This is a genomic window from Arthrobacter sp. USHLN218 (assembly GCF_037144715.1).
Classification (GTDB): Bacteria; Actinomycetota; Actinomycetes; order Actinomycetales; family Micrococcaceae; genus Crystallibacter.
On record NZ_JBBCYT010000002.1, the window covers coordinates 561,019 to 582,500 of the forward strand.

Annotated in this window: 15 protein-coding genes; 8 read left to right on the plus strand and 7 right to left on the minus strand. The window is 68.5% G+C overall.

Going from position 1 to position 21,482, the window contains the following annotated elements; all coding sequences use genetic code 11:
- Positions 1-12: 12 nt before the first annotated feature.
- The gene (locus WFH44_RS06335; RefSeq protein ID WP_336712573.1) at positions 13-1,161 is read left to right on the plus strand and encodes an AI-2E family transporter; all 1,149 of its coding nucleotides are present in this window, start codon (positions 13-15) and stop codon (positions 1,159-1,161) included.
- 125 nt (positions 1,162-1,286) lie between these two features.
- Here the strand turns inward: WFH44_RS06335 and WFH44_RS06340 are convergent, their stop codons facing one another.
- The 4 genes from WFH44_RS06340 to WFH44_RS06355 form a co-directional block, all read right to left on the minus strand.
- Complete coding sequence (locus WFH44_RS06340) at positions 1,287-2,120, minus strand: MetQ/NlpA family ABC transporter substrate-binding protein (RefSeq protein ID WP_336712575.1); 834 nt, start codon at positions 2,118-2,120, stop codon at positions 1,287-1,289.
- Positions 2,121-2,270: 150 nt separating this feature from the next.
- Positions 2,271-3,011: a methionine ABC transporter permease gene (locus WFH44_RS06345; RefSeq protein WP_336712577.1), complete on the minus strand. Its 741-nt coding sequence runs from the start codon at positions 3,009-3,011 to the stop codon at positions 2,271-2,273.
- The gene (locus tag WFH44_RS06350; RefSeq protein WP_336712579.1) at positions 3,008-4,000 is read right to left on the minus strand and encodes a methionine ABC transporter ATP-binding protein; all 993 of its coding nucleotides are present in this window, start codon (positions 3,998-4,000) and stop codon (positions 3,008-3,010) included. The genes WFH44_RS06345 and WFH44_RS06350 overlap by 4 nt, the downstream gene beginning before the upstream one ends.
- Positions 4,001-4,103: 103 nt before the next feature.
- Positions 4,104-4,823, minus strand: a complete 720-nt coding sequence (locus tag WFH44_RS06355; RefSeq protein ID WP_336712581.1) for a 3'-5' exonuclease — start codon at positions 4,821-4,823, stop codon at positions 4,104-4,106.
- A gap of 117 nt (positions 4,824-4,940) precedes the next feature.
- Between WFH44_RS06355 and WFH44_RS06360 the strand changes: the two genes are divergently transcribed.
- The 3 genes from WFH44_RS06360 to WFH44_RS06370 are packed head-to-tail and all read left to right on the plus strand — an operon-like array spanning position 4,941 to position 11,916.
- A complete protein-coding gene (locus WFH44_RS06360; RefSeq protein ID WP_336712583.1) occupies positions 4,941-5,315 on the plus strand; it encodes an MGMT family protein in 375 nt (124 codons plus the stop codon).
- The gene (locus WFH44_RS06365; RefSeq protein WP_336712585.1) at positions 5,312-8,548 is read left to right on the plus strand and encodes an ATP-dependent helicase; all 3,237 of its coding nucleotides are present in this window, start codon (positions 5,312-5,314) and stop codon (positions 8,546-8,548) included. Before WFH44_RS06360 ends, WFH44_RS06365 begins: the two co-directional genes overlap by 4 nt.
- A complete protein-coding gene (locus WFH44_RS06370) occupies positions 8,545-11,916 on the plus strand; it encodes an ATP-dependent helicase (RefSeq protein WP_336712587.1) in 3,372 nt (1,123 codons plus the stop codon). Before WFH44_RS06365 ends, WFH44_RS06370 begins: the two co-directional genes overlap by 4 nt.
- Here WFH44_RS06370 and WFH44_RS06375 read toward each other — a convergent pair whose 3' ends face one another.
- Positions 11,917-13,422 (minus strand): phosphotransferase, encoded by a 1,506-nt coding sequence (locus WFH44_RS06375; RefSeq protein ID WP_336712589.1) that lies wholly within the window; start codon positions 13,420-13,422, stop codon positions 11,917-11,919.
- A gap of 168 nt (positions 13,423-13,590) precedes the next feature.
- Here WFH44_RS06375 and nudC point away from each other — a divergent pair, with 168 nt between their 5' ends.
- Both nudC and WFH44_RS06385 read left to right on the plus strand, forming a co-directional pair.
- Positions 13,591-14,541: an NAD(+) diphosphatase gene (gene nudC, locus WFH44_RS06380; protein WP_336712591.1), complete on the plus strand. Its 951-nt coding sequence runs from the start codon at positions 13,591-13,593 to the stop codon at positions 14,539-14,541.
- 17 nt (positions 14,542-14,558) lie between these two features.
- A complete protein-coding gene (locus WFH44_RS06385) occupies positions 14,559-16,667 on the plus strand; it encodes an ATP-dependent DNA helicase UvrD2 (RefSeq protein WP_336712931.1) in 2,109 nt (702 codons plus the stop codon).
- Here WFH44_RS06385 and WFH44_RS06390 read toward each other — a convergent pair.
- Complete coding sequence (locus WFH44_RS06390) at positions 16,664-17,773, minus strand: TOMM precursor leader peptide-binding protein (protein ID WP_336712593.1); 1,110 nt, start codon at positions 17,771-17,773, stop codon at positions 16,664-16,666. The two genes, WFH44_RS06385 and WFH44_RS06390, sit on opposite strands and share 4 nt — an antisense overlap.
- Before the next feature lie 103 nt (positions 17,774-17,876).
- Here WFH44_RS06390 and WFH44_RS06395 point away from each other — a divergent pair, with 103 nt between their 5' ends.
- Entirely contained in the window at positions 17,877-18,503 is a 627-nt protein-coding gene (locus tag WFH44_RS06395; protein ID WP_336712595.1) for a M48 metallopeptidase family protein, read from the plus strand.
- Here WFH44_RS06395 and WFH44_RS06400 read toward each other — a convergent pair.
- Entirely contained in the window at positions 18,500-19,924 is a 1,425-nt protein-coding gene (locus tag WFH44_RS06400) for a zinc-dependent metalloprotease (protein WP_336712596.1), read from the minus strand. The genes WFH44_RS06395 and WFH44_RS06400 overlap by 4 nt on opposite strands.
- A gap of 287 nt (positions 19,925-20,211) precedes the next feature.
- Between WFH44_RS06400 and WFH44_RS06405 the strand changes: the two genes are divergently transcribed.
- Positions 20,212-21,315, plus strand: coding sequence for a YlbL family protein (locus WFH44_RS06405; protein ID WP_336712598.1), 1,104 nt, complete (start codon positions 20,212-20,214; stop codon positions 21,313-21,315).
- Positions 21,316-21,482 lie beyond the last annotated feature (167 nt).

Below are 21,482 nucleotides of genomic sequence, written 5' to 3' on the forward strand. Positions count from 1 at the left end.
TAAGGAGCATCCATGACACTGACGACGCGGCGGCGGCAGCTGCTGGAAGCGCACCAAAGCCGGCGCCGGCCAACGCCTTCCGATCCGGGCCTCTGGTCCGACGGACTGGGCCGGACGGCTACCCGGTCGGCCCAGATCCTGCTGACCCTGGCGTTGGTGACGGTCTCGGTGTACGTCATGCTGCAGCTGCAGCTCGTCGTGATCCCGCTGCTCATCGCGCTCATCCTCGCCGCAGCCGTGTCACCGCTGGTCAGGAAGCTGCGGGACTGGGGCTGGCCGAGCACCCTTGCCACGTCGGCGACCTTCTTCGGCCTGCTGGTAGTCCTCGGCGGCATCATTACCGGTATAGTCTTCGCGGTCCGCAGCGAGTCGGAGGAACTGGTCCAGCAAGCGACGGGAGGCTTCAAGCAGCTGCAGACCTTCATGGCGGATTTCCCGCTGCCGGTCAGCCAGGCCCAGATCGACGAGGCGGTCGCCGGGATCGGCGAGTTCCTGACCAGTTCCGCGGCGCGCCGCAGCGCGCTGAGCGGTTTGTCGACGGCGACCGAAGTGATCACGGGGGCCGTGCTCATGGCCGTGGTCCTGTTCTACTTCCTGAAGGACGGCGACCGGATCTGGTCCTTCCTGCTGCGCTGGGTCCCGGCCCGGCGGCGGGGCAAGATGGAGCTGGCCGGCGCCAAGGCCGTCGACGTGCTGGGCAACTACGTCCGCGGAACGGCTATCGTGGCGGCTGTCGATGCGGTCGTCATCGGACTGGCACTCTTCATCCTGCAGGTTCCGCTGGCGCTGCCCCTGGCCGTGCTGATCTTCATCGGCGGCTTCATCCCGATTGTGGGCGCCACCGTTGCGGGAGTCCTTGCGGCGCTGGTGGCCCTCGTGGCCAACGGGCCGGTCGCCGCGCTGGTCGTGATCGGCGTCGTGATCCTGGTGAACCAGCTCGAGGGCAACCTGCTCCAGCCGGTCGTGATGGGCCGCTCGGTGAGCCTGCACTCACTGGTCATCCTGCTGGCCCTGGCAGCCGGAACAATCCTTGGCGGCATCATCGGCGGCATCCTGGCTGTGCCGATCGCCGCCGTCGGCTGGGTCGTCATCCGCGTCATGTCCGGGTACGGCGAAGACCGTCCGGCGTCCGAACCCGCAGAACAGACGGCTACCGGCTGATCCTCCAACTGCATTTTCCCGGAACAGGCTGCTTCCCGGTGAAGCGGCAAGGCCCCGGCAACCGCGCGCTGAACTGGTTGCCGGGGCCTTGCTGATCCAGGATTATCCGGAAGGTTCAGGCCGTCCTAGAACGCCGGGGTGACGTCGCCGCTGGGCCACGTCTTCTCGATGTAGTTCTTCACCTCGGGGGTGTGGAGCAGCTCATCCAGCTTGGCGATGGCCGGAGTTTCCTCGCCGGCGCGCCAGACCAGGAAGTTGGCGTAGGGATTGTCCTTAGTGGACTCGACGACCAGGGCATCCTTGGTGCTCATCCCCGCCTCGAGGATGAAGTTGCCGTTGATGATGGCGAGGTCGACCTTGGGATCGTCGATGAGCGGCAGCAGGATCTCCGGCTGGTTTTCCTCGAACTTCAGGCCCTTCGGGTTCTGCGCGTCCGTGAGCGTCAGGGCGGCGCTGTCCTCCTTGATGTCCTTCAGCAGTCCGGCCGCCTCGAGCATCTTGAGGGCCCGGGGCTGGTTGGCCGGATCGTTGGTGATCGCGATGGTGCCGCCGTCGGGGATTTCCTTGATGTCCTTGTGCTTGGAGGAGAAGCCTGCGTAGGGCTCGATGTGGACGCCGGCGCCGTGTTCGAACTTGTAGCCCTTGTCCTTCATCTGCTGCTCAAGGAACGCCAGATGCTGGAAGTAGTTGGCGTCGATCGACCCGTCATTGAGGGCGATGTTCGGCGTCTGGTAGTCCGTCATCTCCTCGATCTTGAGGTCGATGCCGGCCTCCTCGGCCAGGTTCTGGTCGACGAATTCGAGGATCTTGGCGTGCGGTACCGGGCCGGCGCCGACGGTGATCGTCACCGGGTTGGCCGGATCGGGGGTGGCGTCGGAAGCGGACTGGGATCCGCCGCAAGCCGTCAACGCCAAGGCCGCGGCAATGCCGGTGCCCAGAAGAGTGAGTGTTCTACGCATCTGAGTGCGTTCCTTTCGAATATCCCGGTCCGATGAGGCATACGGGCCGGACGTGGTGCAGCTAGCGGCTACTGGCTGCAGTCTTCTGCACTTGCCATGGGACCGTGCAGGAAGTTCTTGGCTGATAGCGGGCCTCCCGGCCGTTCGGGATCAGAGCCCGACGGCGGCCTTGGGTTCATGGCGTCGGGCCTTCTTGCCCGTGCCGCCCGCGCTGCGGTGGTCGACCCGCCGCGAAATCCCGTCTCCGATCCACTGGATGGCCTGGACCAGGATGACCATCAGGACAATGGTCACCAGCATGACCGTCGTGTCGAACCGCTGGAACCCGTAGTTGTAAGCGAGCTGTCCCAGCCCGCCGCCGCCGGTGAGGCCTGCCATGGCGGAGTAGCCGACCAAGGTGACCAGCGTCGTGGTCAGCGCCGCTACGAGACCCGGCAGGGCCTCGGGAACGAGGACCTTGGAAACGATCTGCATCCGCGTGGAACCGAGCACCAGGGCCGCATCGATCTTTCCGGAGCTGACATCCCGCAGGGCGGTCTCCACCAGCCTCGCAAAGAACGGCACTGTGCCGATGGTCAGTGAAACGCAGGCGGCCAGAGGCCCGATCGAGGAACCGGTGATGACACGGGCCAGCGGGATCAGCGAGATCATCAGGATGGCAAACGGGATCGAGCGCGTGATGTTCACGATGACGTCGGACACAATGTGGTTGGTGATCCGCATCGGACGCAGCCCGCCGGGAGCGCTGGTGTAGAGGAAGATGCCCAGGGGGAGCCCGATCAACAGCGTGAACAGCCCGGAAACGGAGACCATCAGCAAGGTCTCACCGATCGCCTCGGGCAGCGCTTCGGTGATTCCGGGATTGGTGGTCAGTTCTTCAATCAGGTTCATGCTGCCTCCGATCCGGAAAAGCTTACTGAGACGCCTTGGTCACGCAGATAGCCGACCACCGGACCGGCGTCGGCACCCTCGGGCAATTGAATGCGGAGATGGCCGAACTGCGCGTTGTCCAGGGACTCGACACTGCCGGCAAGGACGTTCAGGTCGAGGTCGAACTTGCGCGCCGCAGCGCTGAGCACGGGTGCCGATGCCGTATCGCCGGAAAAGAGCACCTCCAGGACGACTCCGGCGCCCAGCGGCTCGGCGGCGGGCAGCGGCAGGAGCGTGCGGGAGAGCTTGCTGCCGAGATCCGCCGCCACCGTGCGCAGCGGACCGTGTTCGACGATCTTGCCGCCTTCCAACAGCGAAACGGAGTCGCAGATCCGCTTGATGACGTGCATTTCGTGGGTGATCACGAGAACCGTCAGCTGCAGCCGCTGGGTCAGGTCCTTGATTAGTGCCAGGATTTCATCCGTCGTCTTGGGATCCAAGGCGGACGTCGGCTCGTCGCAGAGCAGGACATCCGGATCGGAAGCGAGGGCCCGTGCGATTCCCACGCGCTGCTTCTGTCCGCCGGAGAGCTGCGCCGGATAGGCATTCTCGAACCCCTCCAGGCCCACGAGCTTCAGCAGCTCCGCGGCCTTCGCGCGGGTCTGCCGCTTCGGACTGCGCACGATCTCCAGCGGATGCGCCACATTCGCCAGCGCGGTCCGTGAGTCCATCAAGTTGGCATGTTGGAAAATCATGCCGATCCGGCGCCGCGCCGCCCGAAGATCGGCATCGTGCGCCGAACTCAGCTCCGCGCCGTTGATGCTGACCGATCCCGAGGTCGGTGCATCCAGCAGGGTCAGGCATCGGACCAAGGTGGACTTGCCGGCGCCGGAATGACCGACAATCCCGTGGATCGAGCCCTTCGGTACCTGCAGGCTGACACCGTCGAGGGCGACAACTTCCCGGTCGCCTTGGCGGTAGACCTTGCGGAGGTCGGTAACAGTGATCATAGATCCTCTGGCAGTAGGGGACGGCCCTGGCCTTCGGGCACAGGAACGGACACCATAATTATGACAGCCCTGCCGGTGATGCCCTATCCGCTCCCTTCCGGTGCTAGGCCGAGGCAGCGCCGGCCGGTACCGCCTCGCGGGCCTCCCGCAACGGCCAGAGCCCGTCCACGAGCGCATCGGGGTTGGTTCGGCGAAGCCATTCCTGGAAGTTTGCAGCCTGGCGTTCGCACCATGTGATCTGGGCGTCGTGGAGCTGCAGGGGGTCGATGGAAAGTTGCGGGTATTTTCGCGCGAGGGCGTCGGCGACGCCGATTGTTGCCCGTGCATCCGCTGCCGAGGTGTGCGCGGCTTCGAGGCGCACGCCGTAGTGCTCGCTCATGGCAGTCAGCGTCCGCTTGCCGCGCCGGTAGCGGTCCATCTGCTTGTCCAGCACAAACGGGTCGATGACGGGCCGGGGGCGGCAGGGAAGCAGCCCGTGACGGCTGCACTCGGCAGCGAGCACGGTGAAGTCGTAGGAGGCATTGAATGCCATCACCGGGATTTCTTCGGCGAAGAAGCTCCCGAGGACCGAGGAGATTTCGGCGGCCGCCTCGGCGGCGTTCTGCCCCTGCGAACGGGCGTGCGCCGTGGTCACCCCGTGGATGGCGCTGGCTTCCAGGGGGATGTCCACGCCGGGGTCCACCAGCCACTCGTGGTGTTCCAGCGGACGGCCGGTCCCGTCCACCAGCACGATGGAGGCGGTAACGATGCGGGCCTCCAGGGGGTCGCGCCCGGTTGTCTCGACGTCGAAGGCCGCCCGGGGAAGTTCATGCCAGCTCATCATGCGGCCACGCTACCGGCCGGATGCGACATTTTCGGGGAGGCGGAGGAGCGTGTGGATTGAAGTGGCTCTGCGCGTCCTGTGGAGGAGCCGTGTGTCCGGACCTCTAGAGTGGAAGCCATGCGCCCGGAGTTCGTAGATGCCGTTCTTGGGATTGCGGCCATGGTGCCGACGGGCAAGGTGCTCACGTACGGCGACGTGGCCGAACTGCTGGACGCCGGCGGGCCGCGGCAGGTGGGCCGGGTCATGTCGCACTACGGATCCGAGGTGGCCTGGTGGAGGATCGTGCGGGCCGACGGCACGCTGCCGGCAGGGCTTGTGGAGCGGGCCCTGCCGCACTATGAGGAGGAACGGACCCCGCTTTCCGCCCTCGGCAGCTCCAGCCACCGAGTGGCCATGCGCCGGGCCAGGTGGTTCCCGTCGGACAGTGATCTTGCCCGCATCGAAGTGTTGAGCCGGAAGTTGTCGGAGCCGGCTGCTGGAATGGAACCGTGAGCATAACGACTGATCTTCCGGAGCAGCTCCGGCTCGTCCGCCCCAGCCGGACGCTCTCCGCGGCACCCATACCGGATCTCCAGCAGGAGGCCGTGATCGGGCTTCCCGCGGGCAGCGGTCCGGTACTGGTCTACGGTGCTCCGGGCACGGGCAAGTCCACGGTCCTGGTGGAGCTTGCCGTCCGGAGGGTGGGCCGGTCCGGGCTGGACCCGGCACGGATCCTGATGCTCGGACCGTCCCGACTTCACGCCGCAAGGCTGCGCGACGCGCTGACCGCCCGCCTGGACCGCAGCCTCAGCACTTCTCCGTCTAGGACGTGGGCGGCCTACGCCTTCGACCTGATCCGCAGGGCCCGGGCGGAGGGCCGGCTCCCGCTGATCGGGCGAACCCCGCGCCTGCTGTCGGGCCCCGAGCAGGACCAGATCATCGCCGAACTGCTGCAAGGACACCGCGCGGGCTTGGGGGCAGGAACGCTGTGGCCCGCAGACCTGGGAGAGGCGCTGAAGACCCGTGGCTTCCGGCAGGAAATACGCCAGCTGTTCGACCGCGTGATCGAATACGGCGCCACCTCCGAGCAGCTGGATTTACTCGGCGCCAGCCTCGGCCGGGAAGACTGGCGCGCGGCGGCGGCACTCTTCCGTGAGTACCGGGACCTGATCGACCTGCGCATGCCCGAGGCCTTCGACCCGGCCGGCATCATCACGGCGGCCCGCCAGCTGCTGCTCGATGACCCGGAGTTCCTCGAGCGGGAGCGCGAACGGCTGGACCTCATCCTGGTCGATGACCTGCAGGAAGCCAATCCGGCGGTCTATGAATTCCTTTCCGTGCTGGCGGAGGGCAAGGACGTCGTCGTCACGGCGTCCCCGGATACCGTCGTCCAGGGCTTCCGCGGCGCCCGGCCCGACCTGCTCGTCCGGCTCCGCGACCTGCTTTCTCCGGGCAGCGCCGGCCTGCGGGTCATGGAACTGACCCGGGCCCACCGCATGGCCGTCCCTGTGGCAGAAGCGTGGCAGCGGGTTGCCTCGCGCATTTCCCTTGTCCCCGGAGCCCAGGGGGCGAGGGCTTTGGTGCCCCCTGCCTCCGGCGAGGCGCCGGCAGCGCGAGTCGGGGCCCATCTGGTTGACTCTCCAGTCCACGAGCAGCGGTACGTTGCACAGCGGATCATGGAGGCAAAACTCTTCGAGGGACTGGGGCTCGGCGAGATTGCGGTCATCGTCCGGACCGGCGGCCAGCTGTCACAACTGGCCCGCTACCTCACCGGGCAGGGCATCGCCGTCAAGGTACCGGTGGCGGAAACGGCGGTCCGGGATGAGCCCGCGGTCCGCCCGCTGCTGGAAGCTATGGCCATCGTGTTGGAGGACGAGGAGCTCACGCCCGACCGCGCCGTGGGCCTGCTGACCTCGCGGATCGGGGGCGCTACGGCGATAGATCTGCGCAGGCTTCGCCAATCCTTGCGGCGGGAGGAACTCCTGGGTGGCGGAGGCCGCCGCAGCGACGATCTGCTGGTTGAGGCGCTCGGTTACCCTGAGTCCCTGGCCGGGCTGGGACGCGAGGCGGCCCCGGCGCGGCGCATCGGACGGATGCTGGCGGCCGGCCGCGAGGCGGCCCAGGAGCCAGGTGCCAATGCCGAAACGGTGCTCTGGGCGCTCTGGGCCGGCTCTGGGCTGGCGGAGAGGTGGAGTGCCCAAGCGCTCCAGGGCGGTCCGGCCGGCACCCGCGCCGATCGGGACCTCGACGCCATGATGGCGCTGTTCCACACAGCCGAACGCTACGTAGACCAGCTGCCAGGCTCAAGCCCTGCACAGTTCCTGGACCACATGCTGAACCAGGAACTGCCCATGGACAACCTGGCTCCGCGGGCCCAGGTCCAGGACGCGGTTGAACTGCTGACCCCGGCCTCCGCCGCCGGCAGGAGCTGGCCCATGGTCATCGTGGCCGGGATCCAGGACGGCATCTGGCCCAATACCCGGCTGCGCGGGGAGCTGCTGGGCAGTTCACAGTTCGTTGACGCCCTGGAAGGCGGCATCGAACAGGCCCGCCGGATGGATCCTGCCGCCCGGCTCCGGGAGACCCGGTACGACGAGCTCCGAAGCTTCTCCACGGCGGTTTCACGGGCGGAACGCATCCTGGTCTGCACGGCAGTCCAGTCGGAGGAAGCACAGCCGTCCGGGTTCATCGATCTTGTGGATCCTTGGCTGGATTCGGACGACCCTCGGCCGCTCACCAAGGTCATGCGGCCGCGGACGCTCCGGGCGTTGGCCGCGGAGCTTCGGCAGTGGGCACAGCACCCCACGTCGCAGGAGCTGGCTGCGGAGGCAGCCGCCGGACTCGCCATGCTGTCGGCAAGCCCGGTCCCGGTGCCGGGAGCTCATCCGTCGGATTGGTGGGGCCTGCTTCCACTCAGCACTGAGGAACCCGTGGTGCCGGACGGCCAGCCCGTGCCGGTTTCGCCGTCCCGCGTCGAAGCCGTCCACAAGTCGCCGCTGGACTGGTTCGTCCAGGCCGCAGGAGGGGAGGCCGCTACGGATTTCGCCCGCAGCCTGGGCACCCTGGTGCACGGAATTGCCCAGGACATGCCGGAGGCGAGCGGCACGGAGTACGTCGAGGAACTGGCGCGCCGGTGGCCGAGCCTGGGCATGAAGGAAAACTGGGAAGGACGGCTGGATTTCGAACGCGCCCAGAAGATGGTCCGCAAGCTCGCCGAATACGTCATCCTGATGCGTTCGTCCGGGCGCCGCCTGGTTGCCGTCGAGCAGGATTTCTCAGTCGACCTGCCGGGACCAGAACGGGTCGCACGGCTGCGCGGACAGGTGGACAGGCTGGAGATCGATGCCGATGGACGGCTCGTCATCGTCGACCTCAAGACGGGCAAGTCTGCGCCCACCGCGGCAGATGTTGAACGGCATCCCCAGCTGGGCAGCTATCAGGCTGCGGTGCTCGCCGGCGCCTTCGGCGGTGCCTTGGCCGAGGCTCCGGATGGTTCGCCGCCGCCCGGCGGGGCGGCGCTGGTGCAGCTGGGCAAGGACGTCAAGAGTGTCGGCATCCAGCAGCAGGAGCCCTTGGGCGAGGCCGAAGACTGGGCCACCCCGACGATCCACGAAGCGGCCCGGCTGATGTCCGGCAACCGGTTCGAGGCACGACACGATCCGCTCAAAGCCGGAAACGGGTCGCACGGCTGCCGGCTTCCGGGAGTCTGTCCGCTGTGCGCCGAAGGAAAGCAGGTGACCGAATGAGCGTGGAGCATTCGACAACGACGTTCACGCCGGAAGAGCTGGCAACCAAGCTCGGCCAGCACCAGCCGACGCCGGAACAGTCCCGCATCATCAGCTCGCCGCTGCAGCCGCTGCTCGTGATCGCCGGGGCAGGATCGGGTAAGACGGCCACCATGGCTGACCGCGTCGTGTGGCTCGTAGCCAACGGGCTGGTCAGGCCTGACGAGATCCTCGGCGTCACCTTCACCAGGAAGGCCGCGGGGGAGCTGGCGGCGAGGATCCGCGCGCAGCTGGCCAAGCTCGACCGCCATGGTCTGCTGCCGGGCGACAGCGGGGACGCCGCCGGCCTGCTCGAGCCTAAAGTCTCCACCTACCATTCCTATGCCAATGGTTTGGTGTCCGACTACGGCCTGAGGCTCGGCATCGAACGGGACGTCGTGCTGCTCGGCAGCGCGCAGTCATGGCAGCTGGCCAGCCAGGTTGTCGAAGCCTATGAGGGGGATATCGGGCACCTGACCGGCGGGAAAGCAACGCTGGTTAAGGCCGTGATGCAATTCGCCGGCGAGTGTTCGGAGCATCTGGCTGCCCCCGAAGACGCGATCGGCTTCCTCCACGGGGAGATCGAGCGCATCGAGGACCTTCCATATGTGGCGGGAAGCACGCGGCGGCCGAAGGCAGATGTCGGCAAGCTCCTCAATCGGCTCAAGACACGGATCACGGTGGCCGGGCTGGCCCGCGACTACAGCACAGCGAAGCGGCAACGCGGCGTGCTGGACTACGGCGACCTGGTCTCCCTGGCCGCTGCCATCGCCCGCGAGGTACCGCAGGCGCGGGACCTGGAACGATCGCGCTACAAGGTCGTGCTGCTGGACGAGTTCCAGGACACCTCGCATGCCCAAATGGTGCTGTTTTCCGAGCTGTACGGGGATGGCCACGCCGTGACCGCGGTGGGCGACCCCAACCAGTCAATCTATGGATTCCGGGGCGCCTCGGCCGGGCAGCTCTTCGCCTTCCGGCAACACTTCCCGGTAGTCCTCGAGGACGGTGGTCGGCTGCCTGCACCCGCGAACTTCCTGACGATCGCGTGGCGGAACAGCGTCAATGTGCTCGGGATGGCCAACCGCGTGGCGGCACCGCTGAACTCGGTGGATCCCAATCGTCCGAAGCCCGGCAGGATCGAAGTGCCGCCGCTTCGGCCGCGGCCCGGTGCCGGCGACGGCAAAGTCCTCCTGGCCCGGTTCCGGACGGACACGGAGGAGGCCGAGCACGTGGCGGACGGTGTCGCCTCGGCGCGACGGACCGTCTATTCCCGGGATCCCGAATCGGGAGCCGCGGAACCGGTATCCACTGCGGTGCTCTGCCGCCGCCGCGCCCAGATTCCGGCGATTGCACGGGCGCTAGAGGCCAGGGGGATTCCGTTCGAGATCGTGGGGCTATCCGGGCTGTTGGGCCAGCCGGAGATCGTAGACCTGGTCGCGACCCTGCAGGTGCTGGCCGACCCAGGACGCTCCGATGCGCTCATGCGCTTGCTGGCGGGGGCCCGCTGGCGCATTGGTCCCGCAGACCTGATGGCCTTCGCGGACTGGTCGAGGTTCCTGGAGAGCCAGCGGCGCCGTGCCGGGGAGGCCAGGTCGCCGGTTGATCTGGACGAGGACGAACAGACTGCGGCAACCGAGGTTGTGCAGCAGGATCTCGTGGAAGCGGCCTCCCTCGTCGAAGCACTGGACCGGCTGCCGAAGCCTGGCTGGACGTCGCGGCACGGACGGAGCCTCTCGGATGCGGCGCTGTCGCGGCTGCACCGGCTCGGGGAGGAAATCCGGCAGCTACGCACCTTTGTGGGCGATGACCTGCTGCTCCTCCTGGGCGAAGTCGAGCGGTCCATGCTGCTCGATCTGGAGGTAGCCTCCAAGCCCGGGGTGTCGATCCACCATGCACGGCGGAACCTGGACGGCTTCCAGGATGCCGCGGCGGCGTTTATGCAGACGGCGCCCCGGGTGGATCTGCTCGCATTCCTGGCCTGGCTGGAGGTAGCCGCGGACCAGGAGGGCGGCCTCGACGTGGCCCAGGTCGAAGTGAGCCCCGATGCCGTGCAGCTGCTGACTGTGCACGCTTCCAAGGGGCTGGAGTGGGACGCCGTGTTTGTGCCCGGACTCAACTCCGGGGACTTCCCCAGCGCCTCGAACAGCCGCTGGACCAGTGGCAACGAGGCGCTGCCCTGGCCGCTGCGCGGGGACGCCGCGGACCTGCCCCAGTGGGACACTGACCAGCCCGACCAGCTGTCGTGGCTCAATGCCGAAGCAGACTACAAAGCGGACGCCGAGCAGCACCATGAGGAAGAGGAACGCCGGCTCGCCTATGTCGCCTACACACGGGCCAAACACCTGCTGGTGTGCAGTTCGGCAGCCTGGTGCGGGAGCAGGGCCAAGCCGTCGGCGCCGTCCGTGTTCCTGGCGGAGCTGGCGGAGCTTGCCGCGGAGGAGCCGGACGTTGCGGCGGTGGCCCGCTGGATCACCGACGAGGAACTTGGCGACGCCAATCCTGCGCGGCTGGAAATCGAGTCCGCGTACTGGCCCTACGACCCGCTCGAAGGGCCCCGCCGCTTCCGCGGCGGGCGGGAGGAACCGGGCAGGCCCGGGCGACGGGAAGCAGCGGAACGCGCCGCGGCCGCCGTGCTCGATGCCCTCGCCGAGGGCCGCACGCTGTCCGAGGACACCCCGTGGACGCGGGAGGCCCGGCTGCTGCTCCAGGAACACAACGCGCCCCGGACCGCGAACCTTGTGGAGCTGCCGGCGCACATTTCCGCGTCGCTGCTCGTGGAGCTGAAGGACAATCCGCAAGACGTTATCCGGTCATTGCGCCGCCCTGTTCCCCGGAAGCCGGGAATGGCAGCGCGCAAGGGAACCGCATTCCATAGTTGGGTGGAAGAGTTCTTCGGCACCGCCGGCATGCTGGACCTCGACGAAGTTGCGCTGCCCGCCGACCGGCACGTCGACGAGGCCTACGACCTGGCGGCCATGATGCAGACCTTCAAGAGCTCCGAATGGGCCGAACGAACGCCGGCCGCCATCGAGGTCCCGGTCGAAACAAAGGTGGACGACGTGGTGGTCCGGGGCAGGATCGACGCCGTCTTCCGAAATGCCGACGGCACCTGGGACCTCGTGGACTGGAAGACCGGCACACCGCCCGCGCCGGGCAAGCTCGCGGTGCGGGCGGTGCAGCTCGCTGTCTACCGGCTGGCCTGGGCCCGACTGCAGGAGATCGACCCGTCGCAGGTCAAGGCCGCGTTCTACTATGTCTCGGCGGACAGGACCGTGAGGCCGCATGACCTGGCGGGAGAAGAGGCGCTGGAGGCGATTGTCCGCGCGGCCTGCACCCCCGCAGGAGGATAGTCAGGTGCGGGGACGCGGCTCGATGACGGGGATGGCGGTGGTCGGAGCCTCCGGGCCCCCTGCCGGGGGCAGGCCGCGCGTTGCTGCCGCCTCGGGATTCGGGGTTTCCCCGGCAGCGGTCCGTAGGCGTGATACATCGCCGTCGGCCGCGGGCTCGTCCGCCCCGCGCCGGTGTTCGGCGCTGCTGGCTCCGTCGGCGGCACCGTACCGATCGGGGCCTTGACGCCCGGCACCGTCCCGGCCGGACTCGTCGTCCTGTGCCGGGGCGGAGCCCGCGGCGACGGCCCCCTCGACCACAACAACGGAACCGTCCGGGCCGCTGCCGGCCGCGCCGCCGACCACCACCGGCGGCCGGGATCCGCGGTCGCCGGCGGCGTCGCGGATCAGGACAACGGAGGCCCCGCCAACATCGTGCGCGTGCGCGTCGTCCCCGTCGTCCGGAGAGTCGTTTTCGCCGGAACGGCCGTCCGCGGCCCGTCCGCCGCCCGGCCGCGCTGCCGGGGGAGCGGGCACCCCGCCTGTCCCGGGTGCGGTAGGCCGGTCAGCGGCCGGAACCGGTGACACGACAACCGGTGCAGGGGGCAGTTCCACGCTGATCGGCTGGCCGCCGTACTCGCGGATGTCGGCCTCGAGTTCCTTCAGCATCTCTTCAGCCTCGGCGATCATGTCCGGATCGTCGGCAGCCACGCCGCGCACCAGCCACTGGGCCAATGCGAATTCGGCGGCCAGCGCAGCGCGGCGCATCAGATGCGGATCCACGGCTTCCGTGCGGTACTTGTTGTACGTCTCCAGGACCACGTCCGCGAAGGACTGCTCGTGGACGGCGATCAGCCAGGCGAAGTCGTCCGCGGGGTCGCCGATCCGCAGGTCCGTCCAGCCCGTCACGGAGGTGACCAGCCCTTCGGAAATCTGGAGGTTGTCTTCGTGCAGGTCACCGTGGACTACGCACGGATTGAACTTCCACAGCGTGACGTCTTCGAGCGCATGCTCCCAGCGGCGCAGCAGTGCCGAGGGGATCTTGCCGGTGGTGGCCGCCTGGTCCAGTTCGTTCAGCCGCCGGGTACGGAATTCGTCCGCCGTGTAGCTGGGCAGGTCGGCCCGGTCCACCATTGACTGCGGCAGGTCATGGATTCCCGCCATCGCCCGGCCGATCTCCATCGGGAGCCCGCCGCCCTCGGCCACCAAGGCCTCAAGGTCCAGGGTGGTCCCGGGAACATGGTTGTAGACAAAAGTGCGCAGCTCGCCGCGCTGCACCGTGCCGGCGATGGACGGAACCTGGAAGGAGAGCTCGGCCCGAATGCCGGGCGAGAAAGAGCGCAGCACCAGCAGTTCGGTCTCGAGCCGCATGCTCGCCTCTGCATGCTTCGGTGAGCGGACCCGCCACTGCTTTCCGGCGTCGTCGATGACCACGGCCGAAGTGAAATCTGCCGCGTCGTCGGGCGCACTCACTACCCCGGCGGGGGAAAGCCCGGGTACGGCCGCGCTGGCCAAGGCGGCCAGTTCCATAGGTGTCCTTCTCACATCTTCCACCGTAAAGGCAGAACCGAGCCGCAGTGGGGCGGTCCCGGCGGCGAGTCGCAGACCGCGCGAATCGGGGAGGAGGGCCGTGCCGGTTCTCCCCAGCCGACCGGCACGAATATCGGCCACGGCTCCGCTCTTAGTACGGTAGAGGGTATGAGCACCGCGACGCATGAAGCCGGATTTCCACCGTTGGGCGGGCTGACCCTCGCCCAGAGCACCATGGACCGCGGCTGCGAGCGGCGTGGCGACCCCGGCCTCCTGGACAAGATCGGGGGTGCGGAGAGCACTGCGGTGATGCTCATGTCAGGCGGCAAGACACTGATCCGTGACGGAAAGATCGTGCTGCTGCCCTCCGCTGGACGCGTGCTGCCCCCGGCTTCGATCTACCTGGGCCGGGCCGAAGAGGGGTCGGAGGTGCCCGCCGGCACGGACATCGTCCTGGAAACCGTGGCGCCACAGGATCAGGGAACGTACGACGGCGAGTGGCTGGGGCTCCGTGACGTGGCCACCACGCTTTCGGTGCAGGATGCCGGCCTCTTCGTCGAGGCCGCGGCGGTCTCCAATTGGCATGCCACACATACGCACTGCCCGCGCTGCGGCGCCCCCACTGCAGTCGAGTCCGGCGGATGGGTCCGGCGCTGCCCCGAGGACGGCAGCGAACACTACCCGCGCACTGACCCGGCGATCATCGTCTCAGTGGTCGATGAACAGGACCGCCTGCTGCTGGGCCATTCCGCGGCGTGGCCCGCCGGGCGGTACTCGACACTGGCCGGCTTCGTGGAACCGGGCGAATCGCTTGAGGCGGCCGTGATCCGCGAGGTCGAAGAGGAGTCCGGCGTCGTCGTGCGCTCCCCGCAGTATCTTGGTTCGCAGCCGTGGCCCTTCCCGTCCTCCCTCATGCTTGGGTTCACCGCAACCGCTACGGGCACGGCGACCCGGCCGGACGGGGTGGAGATCCTGGACGTCCAGTGGTTTACGCGCGCGGAACTGGCGTCGGCAATCGAGAACGGGCAGGTCCAGGTGGCCGGCGGCATCTCCATCGCGCGGGCGTTGATTGAGCGCTGGTACGGCGGTCCGCTGCCGGAGCCGAAGGAAGGACGCTGAGCGTGGCGCTGCCGGGCATGGCCGCCGGCCTGGAAGACAGGATCCTGGGCGGACTCGACGACGAACAGCGCACGGTCGCCTCGACGCTGACCGGCCCCATGTGCGTGCTGGCGGGCGCAGGCACGGGCAAGACCAGGGCCATTACCCACCGCATTGCGTACGGCGTGCACTCGGGGGTGTACAAGCCGCAGCAGATCCTGGCCGTGACGTTCACCGCCCGCGCCGCCGCGGAGATGCGCTCTCGCCTGCGGGACCTCGGCGCGGGTGGTGTCCAGGCCCGCACTTTCCACGCCGCGGCGCTGCGCCAGCTGCAGTACTTCTGGCCGCAGGCGGTCGGAGGACAGCAGCCGGCGCTGCTGGACCACAAGGCCCAGGTCATTGCCGAGGCCACGCGCCGGCTCCGGCTGTCCGCCGACCGGGCCGCCATCCGCGACCTCGCCTCGGAAATCGAGTGGGCCAAGGTCTCCATGCTCACGCCGGACAACTATGTGCGTGCGGCGGCGGGGCGGGCGGAACCCGCCGGATTCGACCTGACGACCGTCGCCCGGCTCTTCCAGGCGTACGAGGACGTCAAGACGGACCGCAACATCATCGACTTCGAGGATGTGCTGCTGATCACCGTCGGCATCCTGCAGGAGGATGCCCGGATAGCGGCGGAAGTCCGCAACCAGTATCGCCATTTCGTGGTCGACGAGTATCAGGACGTTTCGCCGCTGCAGCAGCGGATGCTGGACCTCTGGCTCGGAGATCGCCAGGAACTGTGCGTCGTTGGGGACGCGAGCCAGACCATCTACTCGTTCACCGGCGCCACCTCCCGCCACCTGCTTGAGTTCACGCGGAAGTTCCCGTCCGCACAGGTGGTCAAGCTGGTGCGGGACTACCGGTCGACGCCGCAGGTGGTGCATCTTGCCAACTCGCTGCTGACCGAACGCACCCGGCATCCGCGCCGGGGCGGCAACGATCCCTGGCCGGAGCCGCTGGAGCTCATTGCACAGCGTGCCGCCGGACCGGAACCGTCATTCACCGAGTGTCCCGACGACGAGGCCGAGGCGGCGCAGGTCGCCGGGCGCATCAAGAGCCTGCTGGCCGAGGGCATCCCGGCCAGCGAAATCGCTGTGCTGTACCGGACCAACGGCCAGTCCGAAGCCTACGAGCAGGCCCTGGCCGGCGCGGGCGTCGGCTACCAGCTGCGCGGAGCCGAGCGGTTCTTCGCCCGCCGCGAGGTCCGCGACGCGATGCTCCAGCTGCGGGCGAGCGCCCGGGCCGCGGGAACGGACCCGGTGCCCCAGCTGGTTCGTGACGTGCTCGGCAACCTCGGCTACACGGACGAGGCGCCCCAGTCCGGGGGAGCGGTGCGTGAGCGCTGGGAATCCCTGGCCGCGCTGGTCGCGCTCGCGGACGAACTCAACACCGCTCGAGGCGAGGCCGCGGGCGGGGTCTTCACGCTGCACGACCTGGTCCTGGAGCTGGAAGAACGCGCCGCATCCCAGCATGCGCCGACGGTCCAGGGCGTCACGCTGGCGTCCCTGCACTCGGCCAAGGGGCTGGAATGGGAGGCGGTCTTCCTGGTCGGCCTCAGCGAGGGGCTGATGCCGATCTCCTTTGCCGACACGGAGGACGGCGTGGACGAGGAACGCCGGCTGCTCTACGTCGGGATCACCCGCGCACGGCAGCATCTGGCCCTGTCCTGGTCGCTGGCCCGGACGCCGGGAGGCCGGGCCCACCGCCGGCCCTCGCGCTTCCTGGACGGACTCCGCCCGCGGTCGTCGTCGTCCGCACCCGCACGGCCGGTCACCGGCGCCACCCGGAAGAAGCGGGCCGCGCCCGCGAAGTGCCGGGTGTGCGGCACCCTGCTGGCCAGCGGAGCCGAGCGCAAGGTCGGACGCTGCGACAACTGCCCGCCCACGTACGAGGAAGCGACCTTCGAGGCGCTGCGGGAGTGGCGCAAGGACGTGGCCCAGGAAACGGCCATGCCGGCCTTCGTGATCTTCACCGACGCCACCCTGACCGCGATTGCGGAGGCCCGCCCACAGTCCTTGCAGGAGCTCTCCCGCCTGGCAGGCGTGGGGCGAACCAAGCTGGAACGCTACGGCGAAGACGTGCTGCGCATCCTGGCCGGGAACTAGGACACCCGGCGCGCCGGGCGGAGGCCGGGCTGCAGCTGGCAGACGCAGCCGTCGTGGGGGCTGTACTCGTGCCTGCCGACCGTGCCGTCCCCGCTGCGCAGCTGCAGGACGGCGGACCAGGCGGCGGGCCGGTTCCTGCCGTCGAGGAAGAGCAGGGCCTGGAGTGCGGCCAGCCCTGCCGCCGCCACTGACTGCGCGGCCTCGTCCACGGACGGCAGTCCGGCGGCGGCATCCTGGCGCAGGAGCGCCGAGATCTCGTTCCAGTCGGGGTCCTGCCCGGCCTGATGCCGGTCCACGCAGTCGAGGCAGGCGGTCTCGCCCGGGACCACCAGCGGCCCCACCAGCGCATCGCATTCGCGGAGCAGGACGGGCAGGTGCGGATTGCCGCATTCCGCCAAGGCACGCGCCGCTTCGGCTGAGGGCACGTCCCGGTCGGTATAAACCACCAGATCCAGGAAACGTGGCCTGCTCGCGGCCGTCCCGGGGGCGGTTGTATTGATCATGATGTGCGTCGACGCCGTTGGATCGATGTGCGCAATCATTTTCCGCGCCGCCTGGGCCCGGTTCAGTCCGACGTCCCCCAGGCGGTAGGCGCCCGACCCGACGTCGGCCGGGCTTACGGTGGCACTGTCCTCGAGCAGCAACGTGCCCACTCCCGCTGCCGCCAGCGCGCAGGCGATCGCGCCTCCCGTGCGCCCCAAGCCGATCAGGTGGACCGCCGCATTGGCCCGGCGCCCGAGCAGTTCGGAAGAGTCGCACCCGTAGACGGCGGACCAATGCGCCGCGTCGGGCGCCAGCCGGTCTGCGCGCAGGCCGGTGGGGCCGGCCTCGGAGGAATCCACCAGCACCGGTCCCAGTGCGGCCAGCAGGCCGCGGCCGCGTTCCGGACTGATGCCGCACCGGCCTGCTACCGCCGCCAACTCGTCTTCCGGCAGGCCGCGGCGCAACAGCTGCAGGAACCGACGGTCCCCGGCGTCGGTTCCGCTGAGCACCATGCCGCGGGACCCGTAGCCGATCTGGACGGTGTCTGCGCGTTCGACCAGGCGCAGGCCCGGATTGATCCTGTAGGCCGCCATCAGTTCCTCCTGCCGGATTGGGACTCCCATGCTGGCACGCCCGGCCGCGGGCGCGCCGGAGTTATCCACAGCTGGCGGCCCGGGAGGACCAGGATGGTGCGGCGGGGGATCGGAGCACGATAACGTCAATGGCATGCAGAATTCAGACAGCGGTCCGTCCCTGCTGGCGGCCGCCAGGGCCGGGATGGTGTGGACCACCGCGGATGGTAAGCCGGTGCGGATCAAGCGCTCGCACCGCCGCCGGCGGACGGTGTCGGCAACCTGGAGCGGCGACACCATGGTCGTCTCCCTGCCGGGTCATTTCACGGCCCGCGAGGAACGCGAATGGGTGCCGCGGATGATCTCGAAGCTGGAGTCGCGCCAGAGTGCCGGCCAGAAGCGGCTCGCGGCCGGTGACGGGGAGCTGATGGCGCGGGCTGTGGCCCTCTCGGAGCGGTACATCGACGGTGCGCCCAAGCCGAGCAGCATCCGCTGGGTCTCCAACCAAAACGGGCGGTGGGGCTCGGCCACGCCGGCGAGCAGGACCATCCGCATCTCGGACAAGCTCGCGGACATGCCTGTCTGGGTGGTGGACTACGTCATCCTGCACGAACTGGCACACCTGATCGAGGCGGACCACAGCGCCGCCTTCTGGCGGCTGCTGCGGTCCTACCCCGAGCTGGACCGGGCCAAGGGATTCCTGCACGGCGTCGACTTCGCCACGGCCAAGGGCCTCAAGAACGACGGCGGGGCCGAGGGGCGAACGGCGGACGCGGACTAAGCGTCGGGTGCTTTGGGGTCCTTGCCCGGGGTCCCCGCTTCGCCGTCGTCGTCGGATTCGCCGCCGCTACCGGAATCTTTCCCGGCCTGCGGCTCATCGAAGCCGCCCGAGAGCAGCTTCTGGAGCGCCTCGTCCACTTCGGCGTCCGAGGCATCGAGCAACTGGCGCCGCGAGCTGAAGCCGGCGGGATCGTCCAGGTCCTCCGCCGTCGGCAGCAGGTCGGGGTGGTGCCAGATGGCGTCCCTCCCGGCGAGGCCGCGCTCTTCCTTAAGTGCGGCCCACAGCGCGGCGGCATCGCGCAGCCGGCGGGGCCGGAGCTCCAGGCCGACCAGCGCGGCGAAGGCATGTTCCGAGGGGCCGCCGGTGGCGCGGCGGCGGCGGACCATTTCGCGCAGGGCGCCAGCGGACGGCAGATTGGCCGTGGCGGCGGCGCTGAGCTCGTCCACCCACCCCTCCACGAGGGCGAGCGTGGTTTCCAGCTTGAGCAGCGCCGCCTCCTGCTCGGGCGTACGCTGCGGCATGAACACGCCCTGCGAGAATGCGTTCTGCATGCTTTCGGGGTTCGTGGGGTCGATTTCCCGGGCCACTTCTTCGATCCGTGACATATCGATGTGGATGCCGCGGGCGTAGCTCTCGATCGCGCCCAGCAGGTGCCCGGCGAGCCACGGCACGTGCATAAAGAGGCGGGCGTGGGCGGCTTCGCGGACGGCCAGGAACAGTCGGATTTCCGATTCGGGGATGTCCAGCCCCTCGCCGAATGCCTTCACATTGGTCGGCAGCAGCGCCATCTTCCCCTCGGCCAGCGGCAGGCCGATATCGGTGGAGCTGACCACGTCCTTGGCCAGCGCCCCCACAGCCTGGCCCAGCTGCATGCCGAAGAGCGCGCCGCCCATGTTCTGCAGCATTGACCGGGCACCGCCCAGCATTTCCTTCATCTCTTCGGGAACCTGCTCGGTCATGGCGGAGGTCAGCGCAAACGCGATGCTGTTGGCCACCGGCTCGGTCAGGCGCTTCCAGGTGTCAAGCGTGGCTTCGACCCACTCGGCCCGGGACCAGGCCTGGCCAATGAGGCCGGTTCCCTCGAAATCGGTCACGGGGTCCAGCCACAGCTCGGCGAGCCGCAGCGCCTCGTCCACCTCACGGGCCTGGTTCGTACCGATAGAGGGATCGTTGTCGGAAGCGGCGACCTGGCGGGCGCTCTCATGCGCCAGTTTCCAGTTGACCGGCCCGTCGCCGCCCGCGCTCATCATGGCCTGGACCTGCTGGAACATCTGCGCGAGCATGTTCGGGTCCGAGGGCAGGCCGGCCGCCTTGGCCATCTCCGCAGGATCCATGCCTTCTCCGCCGCCGAAGAACTTGGCAAACATCTCGGAGAGCGGATCCTGGGGATCATCGCCATTGTTGGCTGGATTGGACGTCATCACTACCACCGGTCCTTGTGGGGGGTCGCCGCGGATACAGGGCCTGGGCAGCAGTGCGGGCCACGGGCGCTCCTTACTGCTGCTGGTTCCACGTTACCGGTAGCTTTCCCGGCCTGTCGCGCGGCAGCGCGACGGTTCGCTGAGGGCAAATCCGCGCGGCGGCCCGTCCGGTGATCCTTGGCGGCGACCGGTCGCGCCCGGCGGGATGACCGGCCGGATCCCGCCGAGCGCGTAGGCTTTGGGCAGGACATTCTCCACCGACGTGCCCGCTTCCGGAAGGACAACCATTGACTGACCCGACGCAGACGGCGACCGGCGGCCAGCAGCCGCCGGCGGCGCCGAACCCGCCGAAGAACCGGCGCCGGCCGGTCATGATGGCCGCGGGGATTGTCGGGGCAGGCCTGGGGCTTGCCGCACTATTGCTGCCCGCCCCCTACGTCATCGAGACACCGGGACCGTCGTTCAACACCATCGGCGCCGTGGACAGCCGGACGCTGATCGAAATACCGGGGGAGAAGACCTACCCCACCTCCGGCAACCTGGACCTGACCACCGTCTACATGAGCGGCGGGCCGCGGAATCCCGTCCGCCTGTTCGAGGTCGCGGCGGCGTGGCTCGATCCGCGGCAGACCGTCGCCCCGGAGGAACTTGTCTATCCTCCGGGAGTGACCGGGGAAGAAATCCAGAACCAGAACGCCGCAGCCATGACATCCTCCCAGGAGACCTCGGTCGCCGCGGCGCTGGCGCACTTGGGCGTGAAGTTCGACCAGCGGATGACCGTCGTCGGCTTTGCCGACAACGCGGCCGCCGAGGGCCTGCTGAAGATGGATGATGTCGTCGCTACCGTCAATGGCAAGCCGGTCACAGGGATCGAGGTGCTGCGCGATGAGCTCAACGCCGGGCACGGCCAGCCGGTTGAACTCGGTGTGGTCCGGGACGGGAAGAACCTGGACGTGGACGTCAGTCCCAAAGCGAACGACGACGGCGAATTCCAGCTCGGTGTCCTGCTGGGCACGGACTTCGATTTCCCCTACGACGTCAAGATCCAGCTCGACAACGTCGGCGGCCCGAGTGCCGGCCTCATGTTTGCTTTGGGCATCGTCGACAAGCTGACGCCGGGGGAAATGACGGGCGGCAAGCACTTCGCCGGAACCGGGACCATCGACGCCGAGGGGAAGGTCGGTCCGATCGGCGGCATCGTCCAGAAGATGGACGGTGCGAGGGACCAGGGCGCCACCGTCTTCCTGGCACCGGCCGGCAACTGCGGCGAAGTCGCGGGACATGTCCCGGACGGCATGCAGGTGGTCAAGGTCGACAACCTGGACGGGGCGGTCAAGGCCGTCGAACAAATCGGGGGCGGCAACACGGCCGGGTTACCGTCCTGCGGCTGAAAGTCACAATCGGGTGTCGGAATCCGGCACTGCCTCCGCTTGGCTTCGCGCCAGTCAGTGCCGCAAGGCAGAATGGGAGGCAGCGGAACCTCCAGGCCTGCGCAATCGTGGAACAACCGGAGGGTTTTTGTGCCCCCGGCACGCCGTAATGCTCGATGCATGCAGAC